This is a genomic window from Enterobacter sp. 4974935 (genome assembly GCF_058661735.1).
Genome location: NZ_JBZWGT010000003.1, coordinates 1,780,793 through 1,805,666 on the forward strand (window position 1 = coordinate 1,780,793; position 24,874 = coordinate 1,805,666).

The 24,874-nt window shown below is 49.5% G+C and carries 26 protein-coding genes and 1 pseudogene; 21 read left to right on the plus strand and 6 right to left on the minus strand.

The genetic code is table 11. The features are described from left to right. The first annotated feature begins 168 nt into the window (after positions 1-168). The gene (gene galU, locus AC4OVS_RS09625) at positions 169-1,074 is read left to right on the plus strand and encodes a UTP--glucose-1-phosphate uridylyltransferase GalU (protein WP_022648355.1); all 906 of its coding nucleotides are present in this window, start codon (positions 169-171) and stop codon (positions 1,072-1,074) included. 201 nt (positions 1,075-1,275) lie between these two features. On the opposite strand, the gene hns is transcribed toward galU, so the two are convergent. After that, positions 1,276-1,689 (minus strand): histone-like nucleoid-structuring protein H-NS, encoded by a 414-nt coding sequence (gene hns / locus AC4OVS_RS09630; RefSeq protein ID WP_003856724.1) that lies wholly within the window; start codon positions 1,687-1,689, stop codon positions 1,276-1,278. Positions 1,690-2,239: 550 nt separating this feature from the next. Between hns and tdk the strand changes: the two genes are divergently transcribed. Beyond that, positions 2,240-2,854, plus strand: a complete 615-nt coding sequence (tdk, locus tag AC4OVS_RS09635) for a thymidine kinase (RefSeq protein ID WP_032622434.1) — start codon at positions 2,240-2,242, stop codon at positions 2,852-2,854. A 68-nt stretch (positions 2,855-2,922) separates the two neighbouring features. On the opposite strand, the gene adhE is transcribed toward tdk, so the two are convergent. Continuing rightward, complete coding sequence (gene adhE / locus AC4OVS_RS09640) at positions 2,923-5,604, minus strand: bifunctional acetaldehyde-CoA/alcohol dehydrogenase (RefSeq protein WP_022648353.1); 2,682 nt, start codon at positions 5,602-5,604, stop codon at positions 2,923-2,925. Positions 5,605-6,084: 480 nt separating this feature from the next. Between adhE and AC4OVS_RS09645 the strand changes: the two genes are divergently transcribed. From AC4OVS_RS09645 to AC4OVS_RS09675, 7 genes and pseudogenes are all read left to right on the plus strand, one after another. Next, entirely contained in the window at positions 6,085-6,732 is a 648-nt protein-coding gene (locus tag AC4OVS_RS09645) for a YchE family NAAT transporter (protein ID WP_017384236.1), read from the plus strand. Between the two features lie 769 nt (positions 6,733-7,501). Beyond that, positions 7,502-9,133: an oligopeptide ABC transporter substrate-binding protein OppA gene (gene oppA, locus AC4OVS_RS09650; protein ID WP_003856736.1), complete on the plus strand. Its 1,632-nt coding sequence runs from the start codon at positions 7,502-7,504 to the stop codon at positions 9,131-9,133. An 82-nt stretch (positions 9,134-9,215) separates the two neighbouring features. Next, the gene (oppB, locus tag AC4OVS_RS09655) at positions 9,216-10,136 is read left to right on the plus strand and encodes an oligopeptide ABC transporter permease OppB (RefSeq protein WP_003856738.1); all 921 of its coding nucleotides are present in this window, start codon (positions 9,216-9,218) and stop codon (positions 10,134-10,136) included. A gap of 12 nt (positions 10,137-10,148) precedes the next feature. Beyond that, positions 10,149-11,057, plus strand: coding sequence for an oligopeptide ABC transporter permease OppC (gene oppC / locus AC4OVS_RS09660; RefSeq protein WP_015570372.1), 909 nt, complete (start codon positions 10,149-10,151; stop codon positions 11,055-11,057). A gap of 11 nt (positions 11,058-11,068) precedes the next feature. Then, entirely contained in the window at positions 11,069-12,082 is a 1,014-nt protein-coding gene (locus tag AC4OVS_RS09665; protein WP_017384234.1) for an ABC transporter ATP-binding protein, read from the plus strand. Next, complete coding sequence (gene oppF / locus AC4OVS_RS09670; RefSeq protein WP_022648351.1) at positions 12,079-13,083, plus strand: murein tripeptide/oligopeptide ABC transporter ATP-binding protein OppF; 1,005 nt, start codon at positions 12,079-12,081, stop codon at positions 13,081-13,083. Before AC4OVS_RS09665 ends, oppF begins: the two co-directional genes overlap by 4 nt. Positions 13,084-13,097: 14 nt before the next feature. Then, positions 13,098-13,966: pseudogene (locus tag AC4OVS_RS09675) on the plus strand (ion transporter). 31 nt (positions 13,967-13,997) lie between these two features. Here the strand turns inward: AC4OVS_RS09675 and AC4OVS_RS09680 are convergent. Beyond that, complete coding sequence (locus AC4OVS_RS09680) at positions 13,998-14,327, minus strand: HI1450 family dsDNA-mimic protein (protein WP_006810881.1); 330 nt, start codon at positions 14,325-14,327, stop codon at positions 13,998-14,000. Between the two features lie 33 nt (positions 14,328-14,360). Next, positions 14,361-15,821 (minus strand): cardiolipin synthase, encoded by a 1,461-nt coding sequence (gene cls, locus AC4OVS_RS09685; protein WP_022648349.1) that lies wholly within the window; start codon positions 15,819-15,821, stop codon positions 14,361-14,363. Between the two features lie 143 nt (positions 15,822-15,964). On the opposite strand from cls, the gene AC4OVS_RS09690 reads away from it, so the two are divergent. The 4 genes from AC4OVS_RS09690 to leuE all read left to right on the plus strand — a co-directional run bounded on the left by AC4OVS_RS09690 (position 15,965) and on the right by leuE (position 17,510). Then, on the plus strand, positions 15,965-16,138 hold the full coding sequence (locus AC4OVS_RS09690; RefSeq protein ID WP_017384232.1) for a YciY family protein: 174 nt from the start codon (positions 15,965-15,967) through the stop codon (positions 16,136-16,138). Positions 16,139-16,256: 118 nt separating this feature from the next. After that, the gene (locus AC4OVS_RS09695) at positions 16,257-16,385 is read left to right on the plus strand and encodes a KPN_01571 family protein (RefSeq protein WP_209662595.1); all 129 of its coding nucleotides are present in this window, start codon (positions 16,257-16,259) and stop codon (positions 16,383-16,385) included. An 11-nt stretch (positions 16,386-16,396) separates the two neighbouring features. Beyond that, positions 16,397-16,807 (plus strand): Exc2 family lipoprotein, encoded by a 411-nt coding sequence (locus AC4OVS_RS09700; protein WP_022648348.1) that lies wholly within the window; start codon positions 16,397-16,399, stop codon positions 16,805-16,807. Positions 16,808-16,874: 67 nt separating this feature from the next. Beyond that, on the plus strand, positions 16,875-17,510 hold the full coding sequence (gene leuE, locus AC4OVS_RS09705) for a leucine efflux protein LeuE (RefSeq protein WP_006810877.1): 636 nt from the start codon (positions 16,875-16,877) through the stop codon (positions 17,508-17,510). A gap of 110 nt (positions 17,511-17,620) precedes the next feature. On the opposite strand, the gene AC4OVS_RS09710 is transcribed toward leuE, so the two are convergent. Beyond that, entirely contained in the window at positions 17,621-18,631 is a 1,011-nt protein-coding gene (locus AC4OVS_RS09710) for a phage integrase (protein ID WP_038419819.1), read from the minus strand. A gap of 96 nt (positions 18,632-18,727) precedes the next feature. After that, complete coding sequence (locus AC4OVS_RS09715) at positions 18,728-19,024, minus strand: helix-turn-helix domain-containing protein (protein WP_047352896.1); 297 nt, start codon at positions 19,022-19,024, stop codon at positions 18,728-18,730. A gap of 135 nt (positions 19,025-19,159) precedes the next feature. On the opposite strand from AC4OVS_RS09715, the gene AC4OVS_RS09720 reads away from it, so the two are divergent. The 8 genes from AC4OVS_RS09720 to AC4OVS_RS09755 all read left to right on the plus strand — a co-directional run bounded on the left by AC4OVS_RS09720 (position 19,160) and on the right by AC4OVS_RS09755 (position 24,789). Then, positions 19,160-19,435 carry a regulatory phage cox family protein gene (locus AC4OVS_RS09720; RefSeq protein WP_045352347.1) on the plus strand — a complete coding sequence of 92 codons (276 nt, stop codon included), beginning with the start codon at positions 19,160-19,162 and terminating at the stop codon, positions 19,433-19,435. A 166-nt stretch (positions 19,436-19,601) separates the two neighbouring features. Continuing rightward, positions 19,602-20,102 (plus strand): hypothetical protein, encoded by a 501-nt coding sequence (locus tag AC4OVS_RS09725; RefSeq protein WP_047352897.1) that lies wholly within the window; start codon positions 19,602-19,604, stop codon positions 20,100-20,102. Positions 20,103-20,168: 66 nt separating this feature from the next. Continuing rightward, a complete protein-coding gene (locus AC4OVS_RS09730) occupies positions 20,169-20,387 on the plus strand; it encodes a DUF2732 family protein (protein ID WP_047352898.1) in 219 nt (72 codons plus the stop codon). A gap of 22 nt (positions 20,388-20,409) precedes the next feature. Further along, positions 20,410-20,673 (plus strand): DUF5405 family protein, encoded by a 264-nt coding sequence (locus tag AC4OVS_RS09735; protein WP_047352899.1) that lies wholly within the window; start codon positions 20,410-20,412, stop codon positions 20,671-20,673. Position 20,674: 1 nt separating this feature from the next. Next, positions 20,675-22,954: a replication endonuclease gene (locus AC4OVS_RS09740; RefSeq protein WP_491922758.1), complete on the plus strand. Its 2,280-nt coding sequence runs from the start codon at positions 20,675-20,677 to the stop codon at positions 22,952-22,954. Between the two features lie 405 nt (positions 22,955-23,359). Further along, entirely contained in the window at positions 23,360-23,515 is a 156-nt protein-coding gene (locus AC4OVS_RS09745; protein WP_165586792.1) for a hypothetical protein, read from the plus strand. A 37-nt stretch (positions 23,516-23,552) separates the two neighbouring features. After that, a complete protein-coding gene (locus AC4OVS_RS09750; protein WP_072059096.1) occupies positions 23,553-23,861 on the plus strand; it encodes a helix-turn-helix domain-containing protein in 309 nt (102 codons plus the stop codon). Further along, positions 23,839-24,789: a reverse transcriptase family protein gene (locus tag AC4OVS_RS09755; protein WP_047352901.1), complete on the plus strand. Its 951-nt coding sequence runs from the start codon at positions 23,839-23,841 to the stop codon at positions 24,787-24,789. The genes AC4OVS_RS09750 and AC4OVS_RS09755 overlap by 23 nt, the downstream gene beginning before the upstream one ends. The last annotated feature ends 85 nt before the right edge of the window (positions 24,790-24,874 follow it).

Sequence of the window (24,874 nt, forward strand, 5' to 3'; positions counted from 1 at the left end):
CCTGTGTTTTTGCTGGCAGTGCTACTATCGCTGCAAGTTTCATGCGTATTTGTCTTAATTGATCGGCAACGCGTTCTTTTCAGACCCGTATTAGTGGCTGAGACTGTATACTCAACGCGTTATTCAATGCATAAAAGTTCAAAACTTGAACAGTTCAGGAGAATTTCAATGGCTGCCCTAAATTCGAAAGTCAGAAAGGCCGTTATCCCGGTGGCGGGATTGGGTACCAGGATGTTGCCAGCGACGAAGGCAATCCCAAAAGAGATGCTGCCTCTGGTTGATAAGCCATTAATCCAGTATGTCGTGAATGAGTGTATTGCGGCAGGTATCACCGAAATTGTACTGGTGACGCATTCATCTAAAAACTCTATCGAAAACCATTTCGATACCAGTTTCGAACTCGAAGCAATGCTGGAAAAACGCGTAAAGCGCCAGCTGCTGGAGGAAGTGCAGTCTATTTGCCCTCCACACGTTACCATTATGCAGGTTCGTCAGGGCCTGGCGAAGGGCCTGGGGCACGCAGTATTGTGTGCACATCCGGTAGTGGGTGATGAGCCGGTCGCGGTTATTCTGCCAGACGTGATCCTTGATGAGTATGAGTCCGATCTTTCCCAGGAAAACCTGGCGGAAATGATTAAACGCTTCGACGAAACCGGCAGCAGCCAGATTATGGTTGAGCCAGTCGACGATGTGACTGCTTACGGTGTGGTTGACTGCAAAGGTGTTGCCCTGCAACCTGGTGAAAGCGTACCAATGGTTGGCGTTGTTGAAAAACCTAAAGCGGACGTCGCGCCGTCTAACCTTGCTGTCGTTGGCCGTTACGTACTGAGTGCTGAAATCTGGGCGCTGCTGGCCAAAACGCCTCCGGGTGCGGGCGATGAAATCCAGCTGACGGATGCTATCGATATGCTGATCGAGAAAGAGACCGTGGAAGCCTACCATATGAAAGGTAAGAGCCATGACTGCGGTAATAAGCTCGGTTATATGCAGGCATTCGTCGAATATGGCATTCGCCATAACAGCCTGGGTGAAGAATTTAAAGCTTGGCTCAAAGGTAGCGTGGGTATTAAGTAATAAACTCACGGACCAGTGAACAAGACCGGTGTGGCGATGCCCACCGGTTTTTTTATGCCTGTCGATCCGTAATTGGCTGGAGATTGTCAAGGACGTTAAATAGTGAGCCAGGCAATATGACAGAATGTAAGGAGATGTTTGGGGAATATTATGGGCATAAAAAATCCCGCATTAAGCGGGATTTTTCAGAATCTTTCCAGATTAATCCTTGATCAGGAAGTCATCCAGTTGTTTACCTTGTTCGTCCATAGCTTTCTTGATTACAGCAGGAGTACGACCCTGGCCGGTCCAGGTTTTCTCTTCGCCGTTCTCGTCGATGTAGCTATATTTAGCAGGACGTGCTGCGCGTTTTGCTTTGGTACCGGTTTTAGCCGCAGCCATGCTGTTCAGCAATTCGTTTGGATCGATACCATCGGCAATCAGCATTTCGCGATACTGTTGCAGTTTACGTGTACGTTCTTCGATTTCAGCCGCTGCTGCGCTTTCTTCTTCACGACGTTCGTTAACGACAACTTCTAATTTTTCGAGCATCTCTTCAAGCGTTTCAAGGGTACATTCTCTTGCCTGCGCACGAAGAGTACGGATGTTGTTCAGAATTTTAAGTGCTTCGCTCATTGTAGTAATCTCAAACTTATAATGGGGGTGGGTTTGTTGTCCTAATAATAGAGCGTTAATTTCACTTGTGCAATAGGTTGGAATGTAAGGAATTCAAAAAATACAAAATTAATGACGCTATTATTAATTACGCTAACTTAAATTTCATTGTTTGCTGGGGCGATGAGATATCGTTTCAAACGGCAAAAGCGCGTCATTTGCATGTTTGTTTTGTGACTTTTACCTCAGGAATTATAGTTGCGGTTGATAAATATCAGCCTTTCGTATTACTCCGGCTAAGCGCAGCGAACAGAAGAATAGTTAATAAATAGTGAATTTTAAAGATTGCAGAAGCCACTATAAAAAGAAGTGTTATCTCCGGTGTCGAGCTCGCCTTATTGTCCGTGCTAAAAGCCTTTACTGTCTGTTTTAACGCATTATTTTGCGCTATCAACGAAGAGTTTATTGGTGCAGAACAGCCTGGAGCACGCAGCCCGCCGCTGATGACAATACAAAATATGGTACAATGATCCATCGGGAATATTACACATTGATTAGGGTTCTTCGGCCAATGGCACAACTTTATTTCTACTATTCGGCAATGAATGCAGGGAAATCGACGGCGTTACTGCAATCCTCATACAATTATCAGGAGCGGGGGATGCGTACCGTTGTTTATACCGCCGAAATCGACGATCGCTTTGGGGCAGGGAAGGTAAGCTCAAGAATAGGGCTCTCGTCGCCTGCAAGGCTGTTTAACCCTGAAACGGACCTGCTTGAGGACATTCGTGCCCAGCATGCCTCTAAGCCTGTCCATTGCGTGCTGGTAGATGAAAGCCAGTTCCTGACCCGCGAGCAGGTCCATGCGCTTTCAGAGGTCGTTGATGAGCTGGATATTCCCGTTCTTTGCTATGGATTACGCACTGACTTTCGCGGTGAGTTATTTGCCGGTAGCCAGTATCTGCTCGCCTGGTCGGATAAGCTGGTTGAGCTGAAAACTATCTGCTTTTGTGGCCGCAAGGCAAGTATGGTTCTTCGCCTGGACCAGTCGGGTAAGCCTTATGCTGATGGCGAGCAGGTGGTGATAGGGGGCAATGAACGTTATGTCTCGGTCTGCCGCAAGCATTATAAAGAGGCGCTGGCTGTAGGCTCGCTGACGGCGTTACAGGGCGACAATCGCAAATAAAAAAAATGTCTTACGGATCCTCAGATATAAAAAAACCCGCCAGCGGCGGGTTTTTTTCACACTGTCAATCAAGCATTTTTCTTCGCTTTCTTGTCAGCTTTTACAACTGCGGGGATGTCTACTTTTACGGCAGCGACATCGCTTTCAGTGAAGTTACGACCGTAATAGGTATCCAGCAGGATCTGTTTCAGTTCGGAAATCAGTGGGTAGCGCGGGTTAGCACCAGTACACTGGTCATCGAATGCATCTTCAGACAGCTTATCTACGTGAGCGAGGAAGTCAGCTTCCTGAACGCCTGCTTCGCGGATAGATTTAGGAATACCCAGTTCAGCCTTCAGGCTTTCCAGCCATGCCAGCAGTTTCTCGATCTTCGCTGCAGTACGGTCGCCCGGTGCGCTCAGACCCAGGTGGTCTGCGATTTCAGCGTAGCGACGACGAGCTTGCGGACGGTCGTACTGGCTGAATGCAGTCTGCTTGGTTGGGTTGTCGTTGGCGTTATAGCGGATAACGTTGCTGATCAACAGGGCGTTCGCCAGACCGTGAGGAATGTGGAACTGTGAACCCAGCTTGTGCGCCATGGAGTGACAGACACCCAGGAAGGCGTTAGCAAATGCAATGCCCGCGATGGTTGCCGCACTGTGTACACGTTCACGAGCTACAGGGTTTTTCGCACCTTCGTTGTAAGAAGCTGGCAGGTTTTCTTTCAGCAGTTTCAGTGCCTGTAAAGCCTGACCGTCAGAGAACTCAGAAGCCAGTACGGAAACGTAAGCTTCCAGGGCGTGAGTTACCGCATCCAGACCACCGAACGCACACAGTGATTTCGGCATTTCCATGACCAGGTTGGCGTCAACGATAGCCATATCTGGCGTCAGTGCGTAGTCAGCCAGCGGATATTTCTGACCCGTTGCGTCATCAGTCACAACAGCAAATGGCGTCACTTCTGAACCGGTACCGGAAGTGGTGGTGACGGCGATCATTTTCGCTTTCACGCCCATTTTCGGGAACTTGTAGATACGTTTACGGATATCCATAAAGCGCAGCGCCAGTTCTTCGAAGTGGGTTTCCGGATGCTCGTACATGACCCACATAATTTTCGCGGCGTCCATTGGGGAACCGCCACCCAGTGCGATGATCACATCAGGTTTGAAGGAGTTAGCCAGTTCAGCGCCTTTACGTACAACGCTCAGGGTTGGGTCAGCTTCAACTTCAAAGAAGACTTCAGTTTCGACGCCAGACGCTTTCAGAACAGAGGTGATCTGGTCTGCATAGCCATTGTTGAACAGGAAACGGTCAGTCACGATGAGCGCACGTTTGTGGCCATCAGTAATCACTTCGTCCAGCGCGATTGGCAGAGAGCCGCGGCGGAAGTAGATAGATTTCGGAAGTTTGTGCCACAACATGTTTTCAGCTCGCTTAGCAACGGTTTTCTTGTTGATCAGGTGTTTTGGACCAACGTTTTCAGAGATGGAGTTACCACCCCAGGAACCACAACCCAGAGTCAGGGAAGGTGCGAGTTTGAAGTTATACAGGTCACCGATACCACCCTGAGAAGCAGGGGTGTTGATCAGGATACGTGCCGTCTTCATCTTCTGACCGAAGTAAGCAACACGCTCTGGCTGGTTATCCTGGTCGGTGTACAGGCAAGAGGTGTGGCCGATACCGCCCATCGCCACCAGCTTCTCTGCTTTTTCTACCGCGTCATCGAAATCTTTCGCACGGTACATTGCCAGTGTCGGGGATAGTTTTTCGTGAGCAAACGGCTCACTTTCATCAACGACTTTCACTTCACCAATCAGAATCTTGGTGGTAGCAGGGACGCTAAAGCCGGCGAGTTCAGCGATTTTATACGCCGGCTGACCTACGATAGCTGCGTTCAGTGCACCATTTTTCAGAATCACGTCCTGAACGGCTTTCAGTTCTTTACCTTGCAACAGGTAGCCGCCGTGGCTGGCGAAACGTTCACGAACGGCGTCGTATACCGAATCAACCACGACAACAGACTGTTCAGATGCACAGATAACGCCGTTATCGAAGGTTTTCGACATCAGCACAGAGGCAACTGCACGCTTGATATCTGCCGTTTCGTCGATCACAACAGGAGTATTACCTGCGCCTACGCCGATGGCTGGTTTACCGGAGCTGTATGCTGCTTTAACCATACCAGGACCGCCGGTCGCCAGGATTAGGTTAATGTCCGGGTGATGCATCAGGGCATTGGACAGTTCAACAGAAGGTTGGTCGATCCAACCGATCAGATCTTTTGGCGCACCCGCAGCAATGGCAGCCTGAAGCACGATATCCGCTGCTTTGTTGGTGGCGTCTTTCGCACGTGGATGCGGGGAGAAAATGATTGCGTTACGTGTTTTCAGACTGATAAGAGATTTGAAGATGGCGGTAGAGGTTGGGTTAGTGGTTGGAACGATACCGCAAATAATGCCGATGGGTTCAGCGATAGTGATGGTGCCAAAAGTGTCGTCTTCTGACAGCACACCGCAGGTTTTCTCATCTTTATAGGCGTTGTAGATATACTCTGAAGCAAAGTGGTTTTTGATCACTTTATCTTCAACGATACCCATACCGGATTCGGCAACGGCCATTTTAGCGAGAGGGATTCGAGCATCTGCAGCAGCCAGAGCGGCCGCGCGGAAGATTTTATCAACCTGTTCTTGGGTGAAATTGGCATATTCACGCTGGGCTTTTTTCACGCGCTCGACGAGGGCGTTCAGTTCAGCGATATTGGTAACAGCCATAATGCTCTCCTGATAATGTTTAAACTCTTTTAGTAAACCAGCGCTCGATACGTCTGACAGTATAGTCAGAGCCGATCCCACTTGCGTAACACACAGTAAAACAAAGGATTACTCACTGCTTCCGCTCACTAATTTACTAAAAGAGCCTTACCTTAGCATCATACCTTTTTGATAGGTGATCTCCCTGGCGGCGTAACCAAGATTACTCACTTCTGAGTACGAAAATTATGATCAAGATCAATTTTGTCCTAAGCTGATACCTTTCAGCAGGGTTATTTTGTGCTAATTATTCCAGTGTTAAATAATTAAGTAACTATTGGAAGTGGCGCTATCATTGATTATACAAATGTTTAACATCATGAATTGATAACGTTTTAGAACAGATTTCTGGTGAAGTGTGCGGCTAAAAAGCGTATCTTCAGCGCGGATTTATCATTACACGCTGTCTCTCCCTGACCATGCTCAATTGCGGAGCTTAATGTGATTCAAACGCTCTTTGATTTCCCTACATATTTCAAGTTTTTTATTGGCTTGTTTGCCCTGGTCAACCCGGTAGGGATTATCCCTGTCTTCATCAGTATGACCAGCTATCAGACAGCCGCCGCGCGAAATAAAACCAACCTGACGGCAAACCTGTCGGTGGCGATTATCTTGCTTACGTCTCTTTATCTGGGGGACGCCATTCTTCAGGTCTTCGGCATCTCGATTGATTCGTTCCGAATAGCAGGCGGGATCCTGGTGGTGACGATTGCCATGTCGATGATCAGCGGCAAGCTGGGGGAGGATAAACAGAATAAGCAGGAAAAATCAGAGACAGCTATCCGCGAGAGTATCGGCGTGGTGCCACTGGCACTGCCGCTGATGGCGGGCCCGGGGGCAATCAGCTCTACCATTGTATGGGGAACACGCTATCACAGCCTGATGCACCTGATTGGCTTCTCTGTCGCCATTGCCCTGTTCGCACTTTGCTGCTGGGGCGTATTTCGTATGGCGCCATGGCTGGTTCGCTTGCTGGGACAAACGGGCATCAACGTGATTACCCGTATCATGGGTCTGTTGTTAATGGCGTTAGGCATCGAATTTATCGTTACCGGTATAAAAAGTATATTCCCCGGATTAGTACACTGACTTTCGTTTGAAAGAGCGGAGCCAGCGGCTCCGTTTTTTTACGTGAATATCAGCAAATCATATAAATAAAGTTGAAATACGCACCAGCCATAATAAGTTCTACTAATAACCCTCTTTTGTTGATTTTCAAGAGGTTGTTTATTTTCAGTTTGCTTCTCTGCCCATAAATCCTTCAAACGCTCTGTTATTTTACTCACATGATACTCTGGGGCTTGCTGACAGATAACCGAAATGATATTAGTAATTTCGACGCTGACCCAGACGAATGTGCTAAATAATAACCAGATGTTAAATTTTCGTGAAAAATCGTTCGAATTTGTCATGTCATCGCACCAGTCACGAGAGAACTCTACAACTGAATGTATTGTAAGGGTTTTACTTGTTTTTGGCGTAAAAGGTGGTCGGCGGCATAGCTACGCCTGACTCCGTAAAAGAGAAATGCTTAACAAATTTGCAAAATGTATTGGCGAGAGTTGGCACCATTTGGTACTTTCCGGCCTTATATTTTGCGGCATTAAACAAGTTGATGAGAACTATTTTCATATAGCCCTCACATAAGATATCCAACGCATCTCTCTGACAGGGGAGAGGTGTAAAGAATCGACGCAAGACCGCCGTACGAGCGGTCAGTAATAATGAAGTCGATGATAGCAAGAAGTAAAAAAAGAACCTGACAGCAGCAAAAAAAACTCCTGCGCTGTACAGGCCCCAACAGGGGATTACACAACTGGCGAAGGCCAGTCATAATAATGAGTGGAGTATCAACACAATGTCCATCATCACAAAAAAAAGTCTGGTAGCGGCAGGGATTTTAACTGCGCTAATCGCGGGCAACGCTGCAATGGCTGCGGACGTTCCTGCTGGTGTTCAGCTGGCTGAGAAGCAAACGCTGGTACGTAATAACGGTGCGGAAGTGCAGTCTCTTGATCCGCACAAAATTGAAGGTGTTCCAGAGTCTAACGTTAACCGCGATCTGTTTGAAGGTCTGCTGGTGACTGACGTAGACGGCCACCCGGCTCCGGGCGTGGCGGAAAAATGGGACAACAAAGATTTTAAAGTCTGGACCTTCCATCTGCGTAAAGATGCCAAATGGTCTGACGGTACGCCGGTTACCGCCGAAGATTTCGTCTATAGCTGGCAGCGTCTGGCGGATCCGAATACCGCCTCCCCGTACGCGAGTTACCTCCAGTATGGCCATATCGCCAATATTGATGACATCATCACGGGTAAAAAGCCAGTAACCGACCTGGGCGTAAAAGCCATCGATGCCAACACTTTTGAAGTGACGTTGAGCGAACCTGTTCCGTACTTCTATAAGTTGCTGGTTCACCCGTCCGTTTCTCCGGTACCAAAATCCGCGGTAGAAAAATTTGGTGAAAAATGGACGCAGCCTGCGAATATCGTGACCAACGGTGCATATAAGCTGAAGGACTGGGTCGTTAACGAGCGTATGGTGCTGGAGCGCAACCCGCAGTATTGGGATAATGCCAAGACGGTTATCAATCAGGTCACCTACCTGCCAATCTCTTCTGAGGTAACGGACGTAAACCGCTACCGCAGCGGCGAAATCGACATGACCTATAACAACATGCCGATTGAACTGTTTCAGAAGCTGAAAAAAGAGATCCCGAAAGAAGTTCACGTCGATCCGTATCTGTGCACCTACTATTATGAAATTAACAACCAGAAAGCACCGTTCACCGACGTACGTGTTCGTACCGCACTGAAGCTGGCTCTGGATCGCGACATTATCGTGAATAAAGTGAAGAATCAGGGCGACCTGCCGGCTTACAGCTACACCCCGCCTTACACCGACGGTATGAAGCTTGTTGAACCTGAATGGTTCAAATGGTCCCAGGAAAAACGTAACGAAGAAGCGAAAAAGCTGCTGGCTGAAGCGGGCTATACCGCCGACAAGCCGCTGACCTTTAGCCTGCTGTACAACACCTCCGATCTGCATAAAAAACTGGCTATTGCCGTCGCGTCTATCTGGAAGAAAAACCTCGGCGTGAACGTGAAGCTGGAAAACCAGGAATGGAAGACCTTCCTCGATACGCGCCACCAGGGAACCTTTGACGTGGCACGTGCAGGATGGTGTGCGGACTATAACGAACCGACCTCATTCCTGAACACCATGCTGAGCGACAGTTCGAACAACACCGCACACTATAAGAGCCCGGCGTTTGATAAGCTGATTGGCGAAACCCTGAAGGTGGCAGATGACGCCCAGCGCGCCGATCTGTACGCGAAATCAGAACAACAGCTCGATAAAGACTCTGCGATCGTTCCGGTTTACTACTACGTTAACGCCCGCCTCGTGAAACCATGGGTAGGGGGTTATACCGGTAAAGACCCGTTGGATAATATTTCCGTTAAGAATCTTTATATTATCAAGCATTAATGGCAATACGTGGGGCGTGCGAGCTTGCCCCACTGTGTCTATTTTGTAACATTCATCAGGCACACGCCAGAAGGTACGGGCAATGTTGAAATTTATCCTGCGTCGCTGTCTTGAAGCGATTCCAACGTTATTTATTCTAATTACAATTTCCTTCTTTATGATGCGTCTTGCGCCGGGCAGTCCTTTTACCGGTGAACGCACGCTTCCGCCAGAAGTTATGGCCAACATCGAAGCGAAATATCATTTAAACGATCCTATCACTACGCAGTACTTCAACTATCTGAAGCAACTTGCACACGGTGATTTTGGTCCGTCATTCAAATATAAAGACTATTCCGTTAACGACCTGGTGGCGTCCAGCTTCCCGGTATCGGCTAAATTAGGGGCTGCTGCATTTATCCTGGCCGTTGTTCTCGGTGTCACTGCGGGCGTTATCGCCGCACTAAAACAAAATACCCGATGGGATTACGCCGTAATGGGGGTCGCAATGACCGGGGTGGTTATCCCCAGCTTCGTTGTCGCGCCGTTGCTGGTCATGATATTCGCGATAACCCTTAAATGGCTGCCCGGGGGCGGCTGGAATGGCGGGGCGCTGAAGTTCATGATATTGCCGATGGTGGCATTATCTCTGGCCTACATTGCCAGTATCGCCCGTATTACGCGTGGTTCAATGATTGAAGTCCTGCATTCGAACTTTATCCGTACCGCCCGAGCGAAAGGGTTGCCGATGCGCCGGATTATTTTCCGTCACGCTCTCAAGCCTGCACTGTTACCGGTGCTCTCCTATATGGGTCCTGCATTCGTCGGCATTATTACGGGTTCAATGGTGATTGAAACCATTTATGGCCTGCCGGGCATCGGGCAGTTGTTTGTTAACGGGGCGCTTAACCGAGACTATTCGCTGGTGCTGAGCCTGACGATCCTCGTGGGCGCGCTGACCATTCTGTTTAATGCCGTTGTCGATGTGCTGTATGCCGTTATCGATCCGAAAATCCGTTACTAACTGGAGCACGCCATGATGTTGAGTAAGAAAAACAGCGAGGCGCTGGAAAACTTCAGTGAAAAGCTGGAGGTCGAAGGTCGTAGCCTTTGGCAGGACGCCCGCCGTCGTTTTATGCATAACCGTGCCGCCGTTGCCAGCCTGGTCGTGCTGGTGCTTATCGCGCTTTTCGTAACCCTTGCGCCAATGCTCTCTCAGTTCACCTATTTCGATACGGACTGGGGCATGATGTCCAGCGCGCCGGATATGGAATCCGGGCACTATTTCGGTACCGACTCCTCCGGGCGTGATTTGCTGGTGCGTGTGGCGATTGGCGGCCGTATCTCCCTGATGGTTGGCATCGCAGCGGCGCTGGTGGCGGTAATTGTCGGCACGCTTTACGGTTCGCTTTCCGGTTACCTCGGCGGGAAAGTGGACTCCGTGATGATGCGTATGCTTGAAATCCTGAACTCCTTCCCGTTCATGTTCTTCGTCATTCTGCTGGTGACCTTCTTTGGTCAAAATATCCTGCTGATCTTCGTGGCGATCGGGATGGTGTCCTGGCTGGATATGGCGCGTATTGTGCGCGGCCAGACGCTGAGCCTTAAACGTAAGGAGTTTATCGAAGCCGCACAGGTTGGTGGCGTTTCTACCGCCAATATTGTGGTGCGTCATATCGTTCCTAACGTGCTGGGCGTGGTGGTGGTATACGCCTCCCTGCTGGTGCCAAGTATGATCTTGTTTGAATCTTTCCTGAGCTTCCTGGGATTAGGTACGCAAGAGCCGTTGAGTAGCTGGGGCGCTCTGTTAAGTGACGGCGCAAACTCCATGGAAGTGTCACCGTGGTTACTGCTGTATCCGGCGGGCTTCCTGGTCGTCACCCTGTTCTGTTTCAACTTTATCGGCGATGGCCTGCGTGATGCCCTCGACCCGAAAGACCGTTAAGGAGCGCCGTCATGACCATTATTGAAACGGCAACCGCGCCACAGGCGCAACAGCGGACCAGCGCACTGCTGGACGTTAAAGACCTCCGCGTGACGTTTAAAACCCCCGACGGTGATGTGACTGCCGTTAACGATCTCAACTTCGACCTGCGTGCCGGTGAAACGCTGGGCATTGTGGGCGAATCCGGTTCCGGTAAATCCCAGACCGCATTCGCACTGATGGGCCTGCTGGCGTCAAACGGCGTGATAGGTGGTTCGGCGACGTTTAACGGGAAAGAGATCCTGAATTTGCCGGAACATGAGCTGAACAAGCTGCGCGCCGAGCAGATTTCAATGATTTTCCAGGATCCGATGACCTCCCTGAACCCCTATATGCGGGTGGGTGAACAGCTGATGGAAGTGCTGATGCTCCACAAGGGGCTGGGCAAAGCCGAAGCGTTTGAAGAGTCCGTCAAAATGCTGGATGCGGTGAAAATGCCTGAAGCACGCAAGCGCATGCGCATGTATCCGCACGAGTTCTCCGGCGGTATGCGTCAGCGAGTCATGATCGCGATGGCATTGCTTTGCCGGCCAAAACTGCTGATCGCTGATGAACCAACCACCGCTCTCGACGTGACCGTCCAGGCGCAGATCATGACGTTGCTGAACGAGCTGAAGCGTGAGTTCAACACCGCCATCATCATGATCACCCACGATTTAGGCGTCGTTGCCGGGATCTGCGACAAAGTGTTAGTCATGTATGCAGGCCGCACGATGGAATACGGTAATGCCCGCGATGTGTTCTACCAGCCAGCCCACCCGTACTCTATCGGGCTGCTGAATGCCGTACCGCGCCTCGATGCGGAAGGGGAGTCGCTGCTGACTATCCCGGGCAACCCGCCAAACCTGCTGCGTTTGCCAAAAGGCTGCCCGTTCCAGCCACGCTGTCCGCATGCGATGGAAATCTGTAACAGCGCACCGCCGCTGGAAGCGTTTGCCCCAGGCCGTCTACGCGCCTGCTTTAAGCCGCTGGAGGAGCTGGTATGAACGCAATCGACGAAAAAAGAAATGTGCTGCTCGAAATCGCTGACCTGAAGGTCCATTTCGATATCAAAGACGGTAAACAGTGGTTCTGGCAGCCTGCCAAAACCCTGAAAGCGGTGGATGGCGTCACGCTACGCCTGTACGAAGGGGAGACCCTGGGCGTGGTGGGCGAATCCGGCTGCGGCAAGTCGACATTTGCGCGTGCGATCATCGGCCTGGTGAAAGCCACCGACGGGAAAGTGGCATGGCTTGGCAAAGATCTGCTGGGGATGAAGCCGGATGAATGGCGCAATGTGCGCAGTGATATCCAGATGATTTTCCAGGATCCTCTGGCGTCCCTGAATCCGCGTATGACCATTGGCGAAATCATTGCCGAGCCGCTGCGCACCTATCATCCGAAGATGCCGCGCCAGGAAGTTCGCGATCGGGTGAAAGCGATGATGCTGAAGGTGGGTCTGTTGCCTAACCTCATCAACCGCTACCCTCACGAGTTTTCCGGCGGTCAGTGCCAGCGTATCGGTATCGCACGCGCGTTGATCCTTGAACCGAAACTGATTATCTGTGATGAGCCGGTTTCGGCGCTGGACGTTTCCATCCAGGCCCAGGTGGTTAACCTGCTACAGAAACTGCAACGGGAAATGGGGCTGTCGCTGATCTTCATCGCCCACGATCTGGCGGTGGTAAAACACATTTCAGACCGTGTGCTGGTCATGTATCTGGGCCACGCCGTGGAACTGGGCACGTATGATGAGGTGTACCATAATCCGCTGCACCCTTATACCAAAGCGCTGATGTCTGCGGTTCCCGTTCCGGATCCCGATCTGGAAAAAAATAAAACCATTCAGCTTCTGGAAGGTGAACTGCCTTCGCCAATCAACCCGCCTTCAGGCTGCGTATTCCGTACGCGATGCCCAATAGCCGGGCCGGAATGTGCAAAAACACGGCCGGTTCTGGAGGGCAGTTTCCGACATGCGGTTTCCTGCCTGAAAGTAGACCCGTTATAATCGCAAGGGCTGACATGATGTCAGCCCTTATTTTTTAGAGGTTAATGTGTCGCGATTATTCACGTCGGCCCGTCAGCGGCTTTATCACCTTTTATTTGATCCAGAAACGGTTTCCGGTCGCCGTTTCGAGGGTCTGTGTGGCTTATTTGCGCTGATTAGCGTCATTATTATCTTTATCGAATCCGGTGCCGGAACGCAGTACCACATGACGTATGAGGAGTGGCACGTATTTGTCTGGCTGGAATTGATCGTCACGCTGGTGTTTACCGCAGAGTATGTGCTGAGGGTCATTAGCTGGCCAAATCCGGCGAAATACGTTTTCAGCTTCTGGGGATTTATTGATTTAGCCACTATCCTGCCGCTGTATGTCATGTGGCTGTGGCCTGAGATCAGCCTGAATTATGTGTTTGCCTGGCGCGCAATGCGGGCGATTCGTGTGTTACGAATTCTGAAGCTGCTGCGCTTTATGCCGTCGCTGAGGGTTTTTTGGGTCGCCATTGTCAGCGCCCGCCACCAGCTTATTCTCTTCTATTCGTTTATTGCTATCGTGATGATCGTTTTTGGCTCCCTGATGTATTTAATCGAAGGGCCAAAATACGGGTTTACCACGCTTAATGCGTCGGTTTACTGGGCTATCGTCACGGTGACCACCGTGGGCTATGGCGATATTACACCGCATACGCCGCTCGGACGTATTGTGGCATCGGTTCTTATACTGATCGGTTATTCGGTGATAGCGATACCGACGGGGCTAATTACCACCCATATGAGCAGCGCCTTCCAGAACAGCAAGCAGCAACGCAAATGTCCGAATTGTCAGCAGGGAAATCATGAACCCGGGGCGCGGTTTTGTCACCGCTGTGGAAATGCCTTGCCGGATTAAATAAAAAAGGCTGCGCGGGCAGCCTTTTTTATTATTCGCGCCAGAGAATATGGCACAGCTTATGGTCTTTCTCGCGGCACAGCAGGACGCGGGCAAAGATGTCGTTAATTTCTCCGCCGTCTTCATCTGCCAGGCCAATTACTACCTCAGCGAAGAAGTCCGGGTTGAGATCAAAATCGACGTGTTCGGCCCAGTCTTCAGACGGATCGAACAGCTCAGCACCGCCACGCTCTTCAAATTGCAGGTTGAAAAGAATGACGTCAGCAGGGTCGAGATTATCGACCGCCAGCTCGAGAAAAATATCGTAGGCCTGTTCGAGCGTTTCGTCTTCGGTCAGGCGATTGTTCAGATCCATTTCCATGATGACTACCTGTTAAACATCGTTGGGCACGTTTTACAGCAACGGACTAAAGAAGTAAAACAGTCGTTCGGCAATTCGCTGCCACAGCGGACGTTTCGCCCACAGTCTGGCGTCCAGCAGGCGTGAGCGGGAGATATAATCATCCTGAACCGCCGCCAGATCGCCGCCGAAACCGGCGTCATCAATGACCAGCGTAATTTCAAAATTCAGCCACAGACTGCGCATATCGAGGTTGACGGTACCCACCAGGCTCAGCTCTCCGTCTACCAGCACGCTCTTGGTGTGTAACAGACCGCCTTCGAACTGATAGATTTTAACGCCCGCGGCCAGCAGCTCACTAAAGAACGCGCGACTTGCCCACCCGACCAGCAGCGAATCGTTCTTGCGCGGCATAATAATGCTCACATCCACTCCGCGCTGTGCCGCTGTACAGATGGCGTGCAGAAGGTCGTCGCTGGGGACGAAATAGGGCGTGGTCATGATCAGATATTCCCGCGCTGAGTACGCGGCAGTAAGCAGTGCCTGATGGATCAGATCTTCCGGGAAGCCAGGACCGGAGGCGATAGTGTGGATAGTGTGCCCGCTGGCTTCCTCAAACGGCATGATATTGCCATCCGGCGGCGGGGGAAGAATGCGTTTACCGGTTTCAATTTCCCAGTCGCACGAATAGACGATGCCCATAGAGGTTGCCACCGGGCCTTCCATGCGAGCCATCAAATCGATCCATTGCCCCACGCCGGAATCCTGTTTAAAGAAGCGGGGGTCGACCATGTTCATGCTGCCGGTGTAGGCGATATAGTTATCGATCAGGACCATTTTCCGGTGCTGACGAAGATCCATGCGGCGCAGAAAGACGCGCATAAGATTCACTTTCAGCGCCTCGACCACCTCGATACCGGCGTTGCGCATCATGCCTGCCCACGGGCTACGGAAAAAGGCCACGCTGCCGGCGGAGTCCAGCATCAGGCGGCAGTGGATACCGCGACGTGCAGCGGCCATCAGCGATTCGGCGACCTGGTCCGCCATGCCGCCCGGCTGCCAGATATAAAACACCATCTCGATATTATGCCGGGCGAGCTGGATATCACGGATCAGCGCCTGCATCACGTCATCGGAAGAGGTCATCAGTTGCAGCTGATTGCCTTTTACCCCAGCAATGCCCTGGCGGCGTTCGCACAGCTTGAACAAAGATGCGGCCACGCTGCTGTTCTCTTCGGCGAAGATATGCTTGCAGGCTTTAAGGTCGGCAAGCCATTTTGCCGTGGAGGGCCACATGGCACGGGCGCGTTCGGCCCGGCGTTTACCCAGATGAAGTTCACCGAAAGAGAGATAGGCGATGATGCCCACCAGCGGCAGAATGTAGATAATCAGAAGCCAGGCCATGGCGGAAGGTACCGCTCTGCGTTTCATCAGAATGCGCAACGTCACCCCGGCAATTAACAGCCAGTATCCTAAAATGACCAGCCAACTCACCACGGTGTAGAAGGTTGTCATAAATAAAAAATCCTTTTGAAAGCGTATTGTTATGAGTTTACGCATCAGGATTCATCTGGCAAATAAAAACGGCAGATAAAAGCGCTGGTTTGCCGCCTGCTTAGGCATATAATGGCATCTCTGTTAGAGAAAGAGTTGTAGACATGAAGCGCAGTAGAACTGAAGTAGGGCGCTGGCGCATGTTGCGACAGGTGAGTCGTCGTAAGGCTCGTTGGCTGGAAGCACAATCCCGCCGCAATATGCGTATCCACGCCATCAGAAAATGTGGCCTGAACAGACACCGTAACGCGCTGCTGTTCGCGGTCCAGGATATCTGAAAAGCATGAGGGGCACCGTAAAGGTGCCCATTAAACATCCAGACTATCAATCTTTGCAGTCTCCTCCCGTCTGCTTTCCACGATATACTACGTCCCCATAACGTCATGATATTAAAAGATGAATCCTTATCTCTGGATTTTTATTGCACTTTTGGCGCTGGATGCGCTCAGGGAAGGTTTAGGACTTTCGTCATTTTCCTCATTGGCAGATTATGTTTTTGCGTGGGGAATACATTGGCTTTATTAAAGGAAAAAAGGATGAACGTAAAAGTGATGGCAGCACTCTTCGGGATCGCAGTATTAAGCGGTTGTGCAAGTAGCAAAACCTCACCCGAACGGCACGCGTTTTATTTCGTGTCGCATCAGTCCAGCTTTACTGGCGGCAATTACACCTCCAGCGTGCAGAAAAATTATCACCTGAACGTAGCGCAGTTCCGCGAGCTTTATGCCCGGGGCAAAGCTGACCGTGCGGAAGGGCGGACTCAGGCTGAAGCCAGTGAATACGCGCAAAGCATTCGCGATCAGTTGAAAGAAAATGCGAAGTCGCAGGAATTGTACGCAGGCAACGCGAAGGATAAATGGTCTTCGGACATGGACAGTAAAGACGCCATATTATTTGGTAACGAACTGGCCGCGACTTATCTTGATGGTTATAACGGCGTACAATAGCGCAACTGATTCAGGGGATACCGTAATTACCGGTATCCCCGCTGTTTTTGAGCAAAAGGAGTGAGACGTGTTTGCGGAGTTTGGTGTACTGAATTTCTGGACCTATGTTGTCGGCGCATTTTTTATCGTGCTGGTTCCAGGACCGAACACCTTGTTTGTGCTGAAAACAGGGATTGGCCACGGCGTTAAGAAAGGCTATCTGGCAGCCACCGGTGTGTTTATTGGTGATGCCGTGCTGATGTTTCTGGCCTGGGCGGGCGTTGCCGCGTTGATCCAGACCACTCCGGTATTATTTAATATTGTCCGCTATCTTGGGGCGTTTTATCTGCTGTGGCTCGGCGGAAAAATGCTCTGGTCCGTTATGACACGTCAAAAAAATGCGCACGAAAGTAGCGCCGAACCGGCAAGCGCGATCCTTAAGCGTTCGCTGGTGCTGAGCCTGACGAACCCGAAAGCGATTCTCTTTTACGTATCGTTCTTCGTGCAGTTCATTGATGTCAATGCGAAGAATACCGGCACGTCGTTCCTGATCCTCGCCACCACACTTGAGCTGATCAGCTTCATGTACATGAGCTTCCTGATTTTCTCAGGCGCGTTTGTCACGCGTTATCTGAAAACCAAAAAGAAACTGGCGAAGCTGGGGAATGGGTTGATAGGCCTGCTGTTTGTTGGATTTGCGGCGAGGCTGGCGTCGCTGCACTGAATGAAGAAAAGGCTCCTGAGGGAGCCTTTTTAATGTCTGGCGTAGCTGGAAAGCCGCGCCAGACAAGGCTTCACGTTTTACTACTAGCAGCCAAAAGCCATAAAAAGCGGCTAGGGTGTGGACACATTGTGGACACTCTTACCACCATTAGCACCCTTCAGCGGGTTAAGCGAAATCGCGTCCTGCAGGTACTGAGGAGCGAAGTGCGCATAGACCATTGTCTGCGCAATTTTCGTATGACCTAAGATCCTCTGCAGTGTGATGATATTGCCCCCGTTAATCATAAAGTGCGTGGCGAAAGAGTGTCGTAGCGCATGTGTTGCTTGCCCCGCCGGTAAGTCGGGCTTAACTTCTTTGAGGATTCGCCTGAAATCAGCATAACTGGCCTCAGGAAACAGAAAGCCTCGTGCTTTGCCGACTACGTAAGCCGCAACGTCATCAGAGATCGGGACCGTGCGCGGTGTGTTGGTTTTCGTCTTAACGAAAGACACCCGGTTATGAATCACATTCTCCGCCTTCAATCGCGCAGCTTCTCCCCATCTTGCTCCGGTACTCAAACACAAAACCGCAATTTTACGATTATCACCTGAGAGCGCAGCAAGTAAGGCGTCAATTTCCTCAAGAGTGAGATAGCCCGTTTCGGCTGTCTGCTCTTTCAGTTTTTTGAATCCCCTGAATGGATGCTCACCGTTATACAGTTCTGACTCAATCAGGGTTGTGAACATCCCACCTAGCGTGATCAGGTCGCGGTTGATGGTAGTTGGCTTAATACCTTCACCCCGACGTTGAGCACAATATTGCGTTATCAGGCTCTTGGTAATCTGGAAAGCGCACGGGTTTCCGGTCATCGTTTCGAAACGCTCAATTTTCCTGAGATACGATTGACCGTGCTCCTCATGTTTACCTTTCAGCTTCCACCATAACTCTTTCAGTTCCGACAATTGGCGTTTGTCCGTTGGTTTTGAAAGCCATTCCTTTGAGTGATGGTTATATTGAGTATGCTTTTCAAAAGCCATCGCCTCGCTTTTCTTGTCGAACTTCCGACGGATGCGTTTTCCGTTACGCCCGGTCGGTCTAATGTCCACTTCATATCGACCATCATCGAGCTTTTTAACAGACATAAAGCCTCCCGATGATGTTACTGCGTACTTCAATTTCCTGATTTAAATAGCAAAAGCTCACTGTGCATTTACTGCACAAATAAGCGCCATAAATAGTTAGCCAGTTTTCTGGTCTGAGTGGGATGACGTTGTTATCTGCTGCCCAAAGTGCGCGAGAGCCGGTGCAATCTGCCCAGCTTCAGGTGATATCGTCTCTGTCATGAACCACATAGTGTATTTTTTGAACTGAGGATGATTCAAAATCTTCATCACCGCCTGTATGCCCATATCTTTTACACCCTTCTCGTAACTCGAAAGAGAGCTGTATGGAACGCCTGTTAAGTCACTGAATTCTTTCCTATTCATACGTTCTGACTCACGCATGATCGCTAGCTTTTCATTTACGGGTATCATCGTAATTAACACTCCAGTATTGATAGAAAAACGATAACGGAGTAATCTTCTATTCGTTATCGCAAACTAATGGCTCCAATATGGCAATTAATAGCCATTAGGAGCAATTAAAACACTAACGAGGAATACTCACAAATGAATAGGGTCATTGATAGTGTGAGCGACGCCGTTCCATACCAGGAATTCGCGCGCCTTATTGGTAAAACACCCGCAGCCGTTAAAGGCATGATTGAGAAGGGCAAGCTGCCTGTAGTCGAGATGACTGATCCGCAGTCCACGAGTGGGCGCGCAGGGGAATATTGGGTTTATCTGCCTGCCTGGAACAAAGGAATGAAGATGGCTTATGACAGCCGTCCTAAAGAGATTCGCGATGGCTGGCTGATGTGGCTCGGATTAGGGGGGCCAGTATGAAGAATGAACCTCGTTGCATTGCACAGTTGCTTCGAAGAGAAAGCCCTAATCCGATTAACTTCACTATCACTCACGGTCGCGGACGCAAGGGCATCATCATCCGAACCCGTAAGACGGGTGTTATCGAGAAACTTCGTCGCTTGGTCAAAAAGAGAGGATTGTGGTTATGACGGTAATGACACTTGATGTGATCCAGAAACAACCAACAGCACTTCGCGGTCTGGTCTGCAAGTATCTGGCTCAGCCTCGCTGGCAGGACACTTGCGATTTTTACAATCAGATGATGGAGCGGGAGCGTCTTACGGTTTGTTTCCACGCACAATTAAAACAGCGTCACTCTGTCATGCGCTTAGAGGAAATGACCGAAGCCGATCGTGAGCGTCTTGTTTGTGCGCTTGATGAATTGAGAACTGCATTTGCCCGGTGCCGACAATTTGGCGAGTCAAAAGCAATTTTCATCAGCCGCCTAACTGTTAGTCAAAGGCGCTCATTGTATCTTCATGCGGGACTGACAGAGCAGGAGTTTATGATGCCGCACTGGCGTTTGAATGAAGAGGACTGTTATTGGCGTGAGAAACTTTTCAGGGCTTTGCGAGAGCTATTTAGCCTTTTTGAGTACGCACCAACCATTTTAACCTCGGTAAAACCTGAGCAGTATTTACATTAATTAATCTGGATTCGATTTATTACGCGCCTTACAGCGTGGGGACTCCTTTTGTCCGGAGATAGGCAAATGCAAAAACAAGATACAGCGCAGCGGGGGATGTATTCGGCACATCTGGCGCAGGCAGTAAGCGAGGCACAGCGCGACATGGCGACCCGTTTCTCTTCTCAGTTTGATGGGCTTATCGCGTACATCAGTAAGTCAGAACTTAATCGCACCGAGATTATCGAGTTATTAGGCCAAGAGTCGGAAAAGTTACACAACTCAATTTTCGGTAGAGCTGGCTAACCACTGTTAACAGGAAGCAAAAATGAGCTTACACATCGAGATTAATAACCAGTACGTCATCACCTGTGACCGCTATCAATTCATTTTGCAGGAGAGGAAGACCGCAACATCCGGGAAGAACAAAGGCAGGGATTGGCTGGACGTTGTCGGTTACTACCCGAATATCCCTAAGCTTATCTCAGGCCTGGTATTGCATGACCTTTTGACCAGCGATCTTATTGGCTTCTCAGCTTTGGAAGCTCGAATTGAACGCCTGGGGAAGCAATGTCTGGACGCCTTTAAATAGTATGTCCATCGAATCTCGGGGGCGTATTGCCCCCTCGCCACCACCACAATTTTTGAAGGGCACCAGTGATTCATTCGTTGGTGCTTATCCCTGGAATAACGTCACTAAAGAGGCCATTGGCCGCGACAGACACCTTACACGTGCCGAACTCCGTCAGGTGCAAGGTGTTTTAAACCGGATTGACCGTCTGCCGTTTTTCCTGCAAACGCTGTTTACATCGCGTTATAACTTCATCCGCCGTAAAAAGAGCCCTTTAGGTGGGCTGTATTTCCTTAAAAACACGTTTGAGCGCAAGCTGCTGCCACGTCTTGAGCGTGTTAATGAGCTGTGCGGGATGAATGAATCCGCCTCGATTGGTTTTCTGTCCGAGCGCGACCAGTATGCGCGCTTACCAGATATGAATGACAAAGAGCTCAGGAAATTTGCGGCCAGAATTGCCTCTCAGCTCTGGAGCAAATACGAGGAGTTAAGCGACGCCTGGGCGGAGGCTCACGGCGGGAAAGAGACACTTTTCACCGATAAAGCTCAGTCGCACCTATACGGGCAAGTGGCCGGTATTGCTCGCGCATTTAACATCACCCCGATGTACTGGAAAAAATACCGTAAGGGTCAGATGACGATCCGCATGGCATTTTCCACTATTTCCCGCCTGATTAAAGACGAGTGGTGGTTCAACCAGCTCAAAGCACAGCGGATGCGCTGGCGCGAGGCGCTGCTCATCGCAGCAGGTGAGGTCAACAAAGACCGTTCACCTTACGCAAGCAAAATGGCGATCCGCGATGTTCACGCGCGCCGCCTTGCTAATCTCGAATACCTTAAATCCTGCGAACTGGAAAACAAAGTCACTGGCGAACGTATCGACCTCATCAGTAAGGTCATGGGGAGTATTTCTAACCCTGAAATACGCCGCATGGAGCTGATGAACACTATCGCCGGGATTGAACGTTACGCGACCAGCGTTGGTGACGTGGGGATGTTTATCACGCTGACCACGCCATCGAAGTATCACCCGACCCGTCAGGTTGGCAAAGGTGAAAGCAAAACGGTGCAGCTCAATCATGGCTGGAACGAAACAGCATTCTCACCCAAAGACGGCCAGCGCTATCTGTGCCGAATCTGGAGCCTGATGCGTACAGCTTTCAAAGATAACGATTTAGAGGTTTACGGGATGCGCGTTGTCGAACCGCACCATGACGGCACGCCGCACTGGCACATGATGCTGTTTTGCAAACCCGGTCAGCGTAAAGCCATTAACGAAATTATGCGTCGTTATGCCCTCAAAGAGGACGGACACGAAAAGGGCGCGGCAAAACAGCGCTTTGAGTCACGCCATCTTAATCAGGGCGGAGCGGCGGGTTATATTGCTAAATACATTGCAAAAAATATCGACGGTTATGCGCTCGACGGCCAGCTCGATAATGACACCGGCAAGCCTCTGAAAGATACGGCCGCAGCCGTCACCGCATGGGCGTCAACATGGCGTATCCCTCAGTTTAAACCGATTGGTCTCCCGACGATGGGCGCTTACCGTGAACTGCGCAAATTGCCGCGTGGGGTAAGTATTGCCTGCGAGTTTGACGACAGGGTCGAGGCCGCGCGAGCTGCTGCAGATGAGGGGGACTTTGAGCGGTACATCATCGCGCAGGGTGGGGCAAACATGCCGCGTGATGCTCAGGCGGTCAGGGTCGCCCGTAAGGTGACGGATGAGGTCAACGAATACGAGGAAGATATCGAGAGGGTGGTCGGTATTTATGCCCCTCATCTCGGGACTGACCGTGTCCATGTAACCCGTACAGCCGAATGGCGTATCGTTCCAAAGGTTTTGGCCGTTGAGCCTTTGACCTTAAAAAGCGGCTCTGCCGCGCCTCGGAGTCCTGTCAATAACTGTGGAAAGCTCACCGGCGGTGGCGATCCAGTTATGATCCCTACACCGTCTGAGCAAGCCGCAGCGGTGTTAAATCTGATTGAGCGCGGGGTTATTGGCTGGAATGAGCCGGACGTCGTTAAGGTACTTAACGGGGCGTTAAAAGCTGGCGCACCGCGCAAAAATCGACAGCAAAGAAGCAATGCGCCTCTCAAAGCCAGCGAGCAAGCGCCATCAGCCAGGATGACAAAGCCCGAAAGGGATCGCGTCGCAAAAATTCGTTTCGATTTGGCTCAGGAGGGCATTACCCCGGAACGGTGGGAGCTCGATGCACTGGCGCGTGGGGCAACGGTGATTTATGGCGATAAAATATTTAATTACGCGGTGGGGGATGATTGGATAGATTCGTATTTTTAACTTCTATCTTCGAAATAAATGAGGTTTATACTCTTTTGTTATTAATTTTTATCTTGTAACTTCTAAAAGTTATAATGCTGTATATTAAGCGAAGCAAATTTCTTGCTATGATGCATGCATTGGTTAGTTAGTGAGATAAATCGCCACCAATTGGGTATTTATTACCCGTGGAAAGCTGATGCTTTCTAACTTTTACCCCGCGCAACGCCTCAGAGCACCTAAGCGACGTCGCTCGTCAGAGTTATCGCTGCTCCAGATGGTATGGCGTATGGGTATACGAACCCTTTGGGCGACCAAGGGTTCGTGGAGCAGGGGGCTAGTGCTGTTCAATCTCATCCTTATGAGGGCGAACCACGGTGCTTGAGCGAACATACGTTTGCACACCGTGGGCATAAGGAGAAAATCATGAAAAATGATAAATTAACCAACGAACAGCAGGCGCAGAGCAAGTCAAACCGGAAAAAGTGGGCTGCGTATGCGTGGGAAGCGGTTAAATGGGGTATTCGACTGTTTGATTTAATCACACGTTTAGTGGACTATTTGGAAGGGGGAGATATGTGATGCGTCCTCCCTAGTTTCAATTTCGTGGAGTTGCCTAATGTTACATAAAGCCCTTCGTTTGATAAGGCAATACCATAAAGAGTCATTAGTTGAGTTATCAGCATCTTTAGGTATTCCTAAAGAAAAAATAGTAGAGTTTGAAAGCGGCATCACATCACCTTCAGTAGAAATTTTACAGCGCTATGCTATTCATTTCGACATACCTGTAACATCTTTAGTCTTTTTTTCAGAATCATTAGGTACACAAGGTCGTTTGTCTAAGCGGTTACGTCTAAATTTGGCTGATAAGATTCTGGATATCCTGGAGTGGGTGAATAAAAGAAATGAAAAAACGGAAAAAGCTTAGAATTTCCACTAAAAACAAATCTTATGGTGTGATGGATTCACCATTTTATAAACTTAAAAGCAAAAAAAAACTTGCAGCACTTCTTTGTGTTAATATTAGTGATTTTTCAATCCTGAAGAAAGATGAAGGTAATTATTCTATTTTTGAACAATTATCTAAAAAAGGTAAGCCTCGAAAAATACAAAAACCTCTAGAAAAATTAGATGTTGTTCATACTCGCATTGCTAGTTTATTATCACGCATTAGTTTGCCGCTATATCTTCACTCAGGTAAGAAAGCATGTTCTAACGTGACGAATGCTCGAGCGCATCTTAACAATGAAAAAATGATGACTACTGACATCAAAGCCTTTTTTCCATCTACAACAAGGTTGATGATTTTTTCTTTTTTCTATTCAGTGATGAAAATGTCGTGTGATGTTGCGGATATTTTATCTCACATATGCACTTGTCATGACCGTTTACCAACAGGCAGTAGAATTAGTATGCCTTTGGCTTTTTTTGCAAATTCAAGAATGTTTGATGAAATACACGAGTTGTGCCAAAAATTGAAGATTGAAATGACTGTGTATGTTGACGACCTTACATTCTCTGGCGCTAACGTTAATAGATTATTCTGTGCTGTAACGCGCAAGATTATTAGTAAGCATGGTCACGTTATGCATCCAACAAAGACAAAATTGTATTCCAAAGATAAACCTAAGTTAGTAACCGGAGTGATTGTTTTAGGCAATCATTTGAAAGTTAGGAATGAACAGCATCGATTGATGGCTAGGGATATTGAGTACTGGAAAATAATTAAAGATGCAGAAAATGCAAAGGAAACCTCAATTGCAAAAACGCTTTTTGGGCGTTTACATTCAATGGGAGTTATTGAGCAGCGTTACAAATCGAAAGTGCTTACTTTAAAGAGTAACACTGCAAATTAAAATTTACATTATATCGATTGCTTTTCTAGCTTTGTTGAAAAACCTTATAACAACCTAATCAGCATTTAAATAGATTTAAATGCTG

Excerpts from the sequence above, each read along its gene's own strand:
- galU (WP_022648355.1), top strand. The coding sequence starts at position 169 with ATGGCTGCCCTAAATTCGAAAGTCAGAAAGGCCGTTATCCCGGTGGCG.
- hns (WP_003856724.1), bottom strand. The coding sequence starts at position 1,689 with ATGAGCGAAGCACTTAAAATTCTGAACAACATCCGTACTCTTCGTGCG.
- tdk (WP_032622434.1), top strand. The coding sequence starts at position 2,240 with ATGGCACAACTTTATTTCTACTATTCGGCAATGAATGCAGGGAAATCG.
- adhE (WP_022648353.1), bottom strand. The coding sequence starts at position 5,604 with ATGGCTGTTACCAATATCGCTGAACTGAACGCCCTCGTCGAGCGCGTG.
- oppA (WP_003856736.1), top strand. The coding sequence starts at position 7,502 with ATGTCCATCATCACAAAAAAAAGTCTGGTAGCGGCAGGGATTTTAACT.
- oppB (WP_003856738.1), top strand. The coding sequence starts at position 9,216 with ATGTTGAAATTTATCCTGCGTCGCTGTCTTGAAGCGATTCCAACGTTA.
- oppC (WP_015570372.1), top strand. The coding sequence starts at position 10,149 with ATGATGTTGAGTAAGAAAAACAGCGAGGCGCTGGAAAACTTCAGTGAA.
- AC4OVS_RS09665 (WP_017384234.1), top strand. The coding sequence starts at position 11,069 with ATGACCATTATTGAAACGGCAACCGCGCCACAGGCGCAACAGCGGACC.
- oppF (WP_022648351.1), top strand. The coding sequence starts at position 12,079 with ATGAACGCAATCGACGAAAAAAGAAATGTGCTGCTCGAAATCGCTGAC.
- AC4OVS_RS09680 (WP_006810881.1), bottom strand. The coding sequence starts at position 14,327 with ATGGAAATGGATCTGAACAATCGCCTGACCGAAGACGAAACGCTCGAA.
- cls (WP_022648349.1), bottom strand. The coding sequence starts at position 15,821 with ATGACAACCTTCTACACCGTGGTGAGTTGGCTGGTCATTTTAGGATAC.
- AC4OVS_RS09690 (WP_017384232.1), top strand. The coding sequence starts at position 15,965 with ATGAAGCGCAGTAGAACTGAAGTAGGGCGCTGGCGCATGTTGCGACAG.
- AC4OVS_RS09695 (WP_209662595.1), top strand. The coding sequence starts at position 16,257 with ATGAATCCTTATCTCTGGATTTTTATTGCACTTTTGGCGCTGGATGCG.
- AC4OVS_RS09700 (WP_022648348.1), top strand. The coding sequence starts at position 16,397 with ATGAACGTAAAAGTGATGGCAGCACTCTTCGGGATCGCAGTATTAAGC.
- AC4OVS_RS09710 (WP_038419819.1), bottom strand. The coding sequence starts at position 18,631 with ATGTCTGTTAAAAAGCTCGATGATGGTCGATATGAAGTGGACATTAGA.
- AC4OVS_RS09715 (WP_047352896.1), bottom strand. The coding sequence starts at position 19,024 with ATGATACCCGTAAATGAAAAGCTAGCGATCATGCGTGAGTCAGAACGT.
- AC4OVS_RS09720 (WP_045352347.1), top strand. The coding sequence starts at position 19,160 with ATGAATAGGGTCATTGATAGTGTGAGCGACGCCGTTCCATACCAGGAA.
- AC4OVS_RS09725 (WP_047352897.1), top strand. The coding sequence starts at position 19,602 with ATGACGGTAATGACACTTGATGTGATCCAGAAACAACCAACAGCACTT.
- AC4OVS_RS09730 (WP_047352898.1), top strand. The coding sequence starts at position 20,169 with ATGCAAAAACAAGATACAGCGCAGCGGGGGATGTATTCGGCACATCTG.
- AC4OVS_RS09735 (WP_047352899.1), top strand. The coding sequence starts at position 20,410 with ATGAGCTTACACATCGAGATTAATAACCAGTACGTCATCACCTGTGAC.
- AC4OVS_RS09740 (WP_491922758.1), top strand. The coding sequence starts at position 20,675 with ATGTCCATCGAATCTCGGGGGCGTATTGCCCCCTCGCCACCACCACAA.
- AC4OVS_RS09745 (WP_165586792.1), top strand. The coding sequence starts at position 23,360 with ATGAAAAATGATAAATTAACCAACGAACAGCAGGCGCAGAGCAAGTCA.
- AC4OVS_RS09750 (WP_072059096.1), top strand. The coding sequence starts at position 23,553 with ATGTTACATAAAGCCCTTCGTTTGATAAGGCAATACCATAAAGAGTCA.
- AC4OVS_RS09755 (WP_047352901.1), top strand. The coding sequence starts at position 23,839 with ATGAAAAAACGGAAAAAGCTTAGAATTTCCACTAAAAACAAATCTTAT.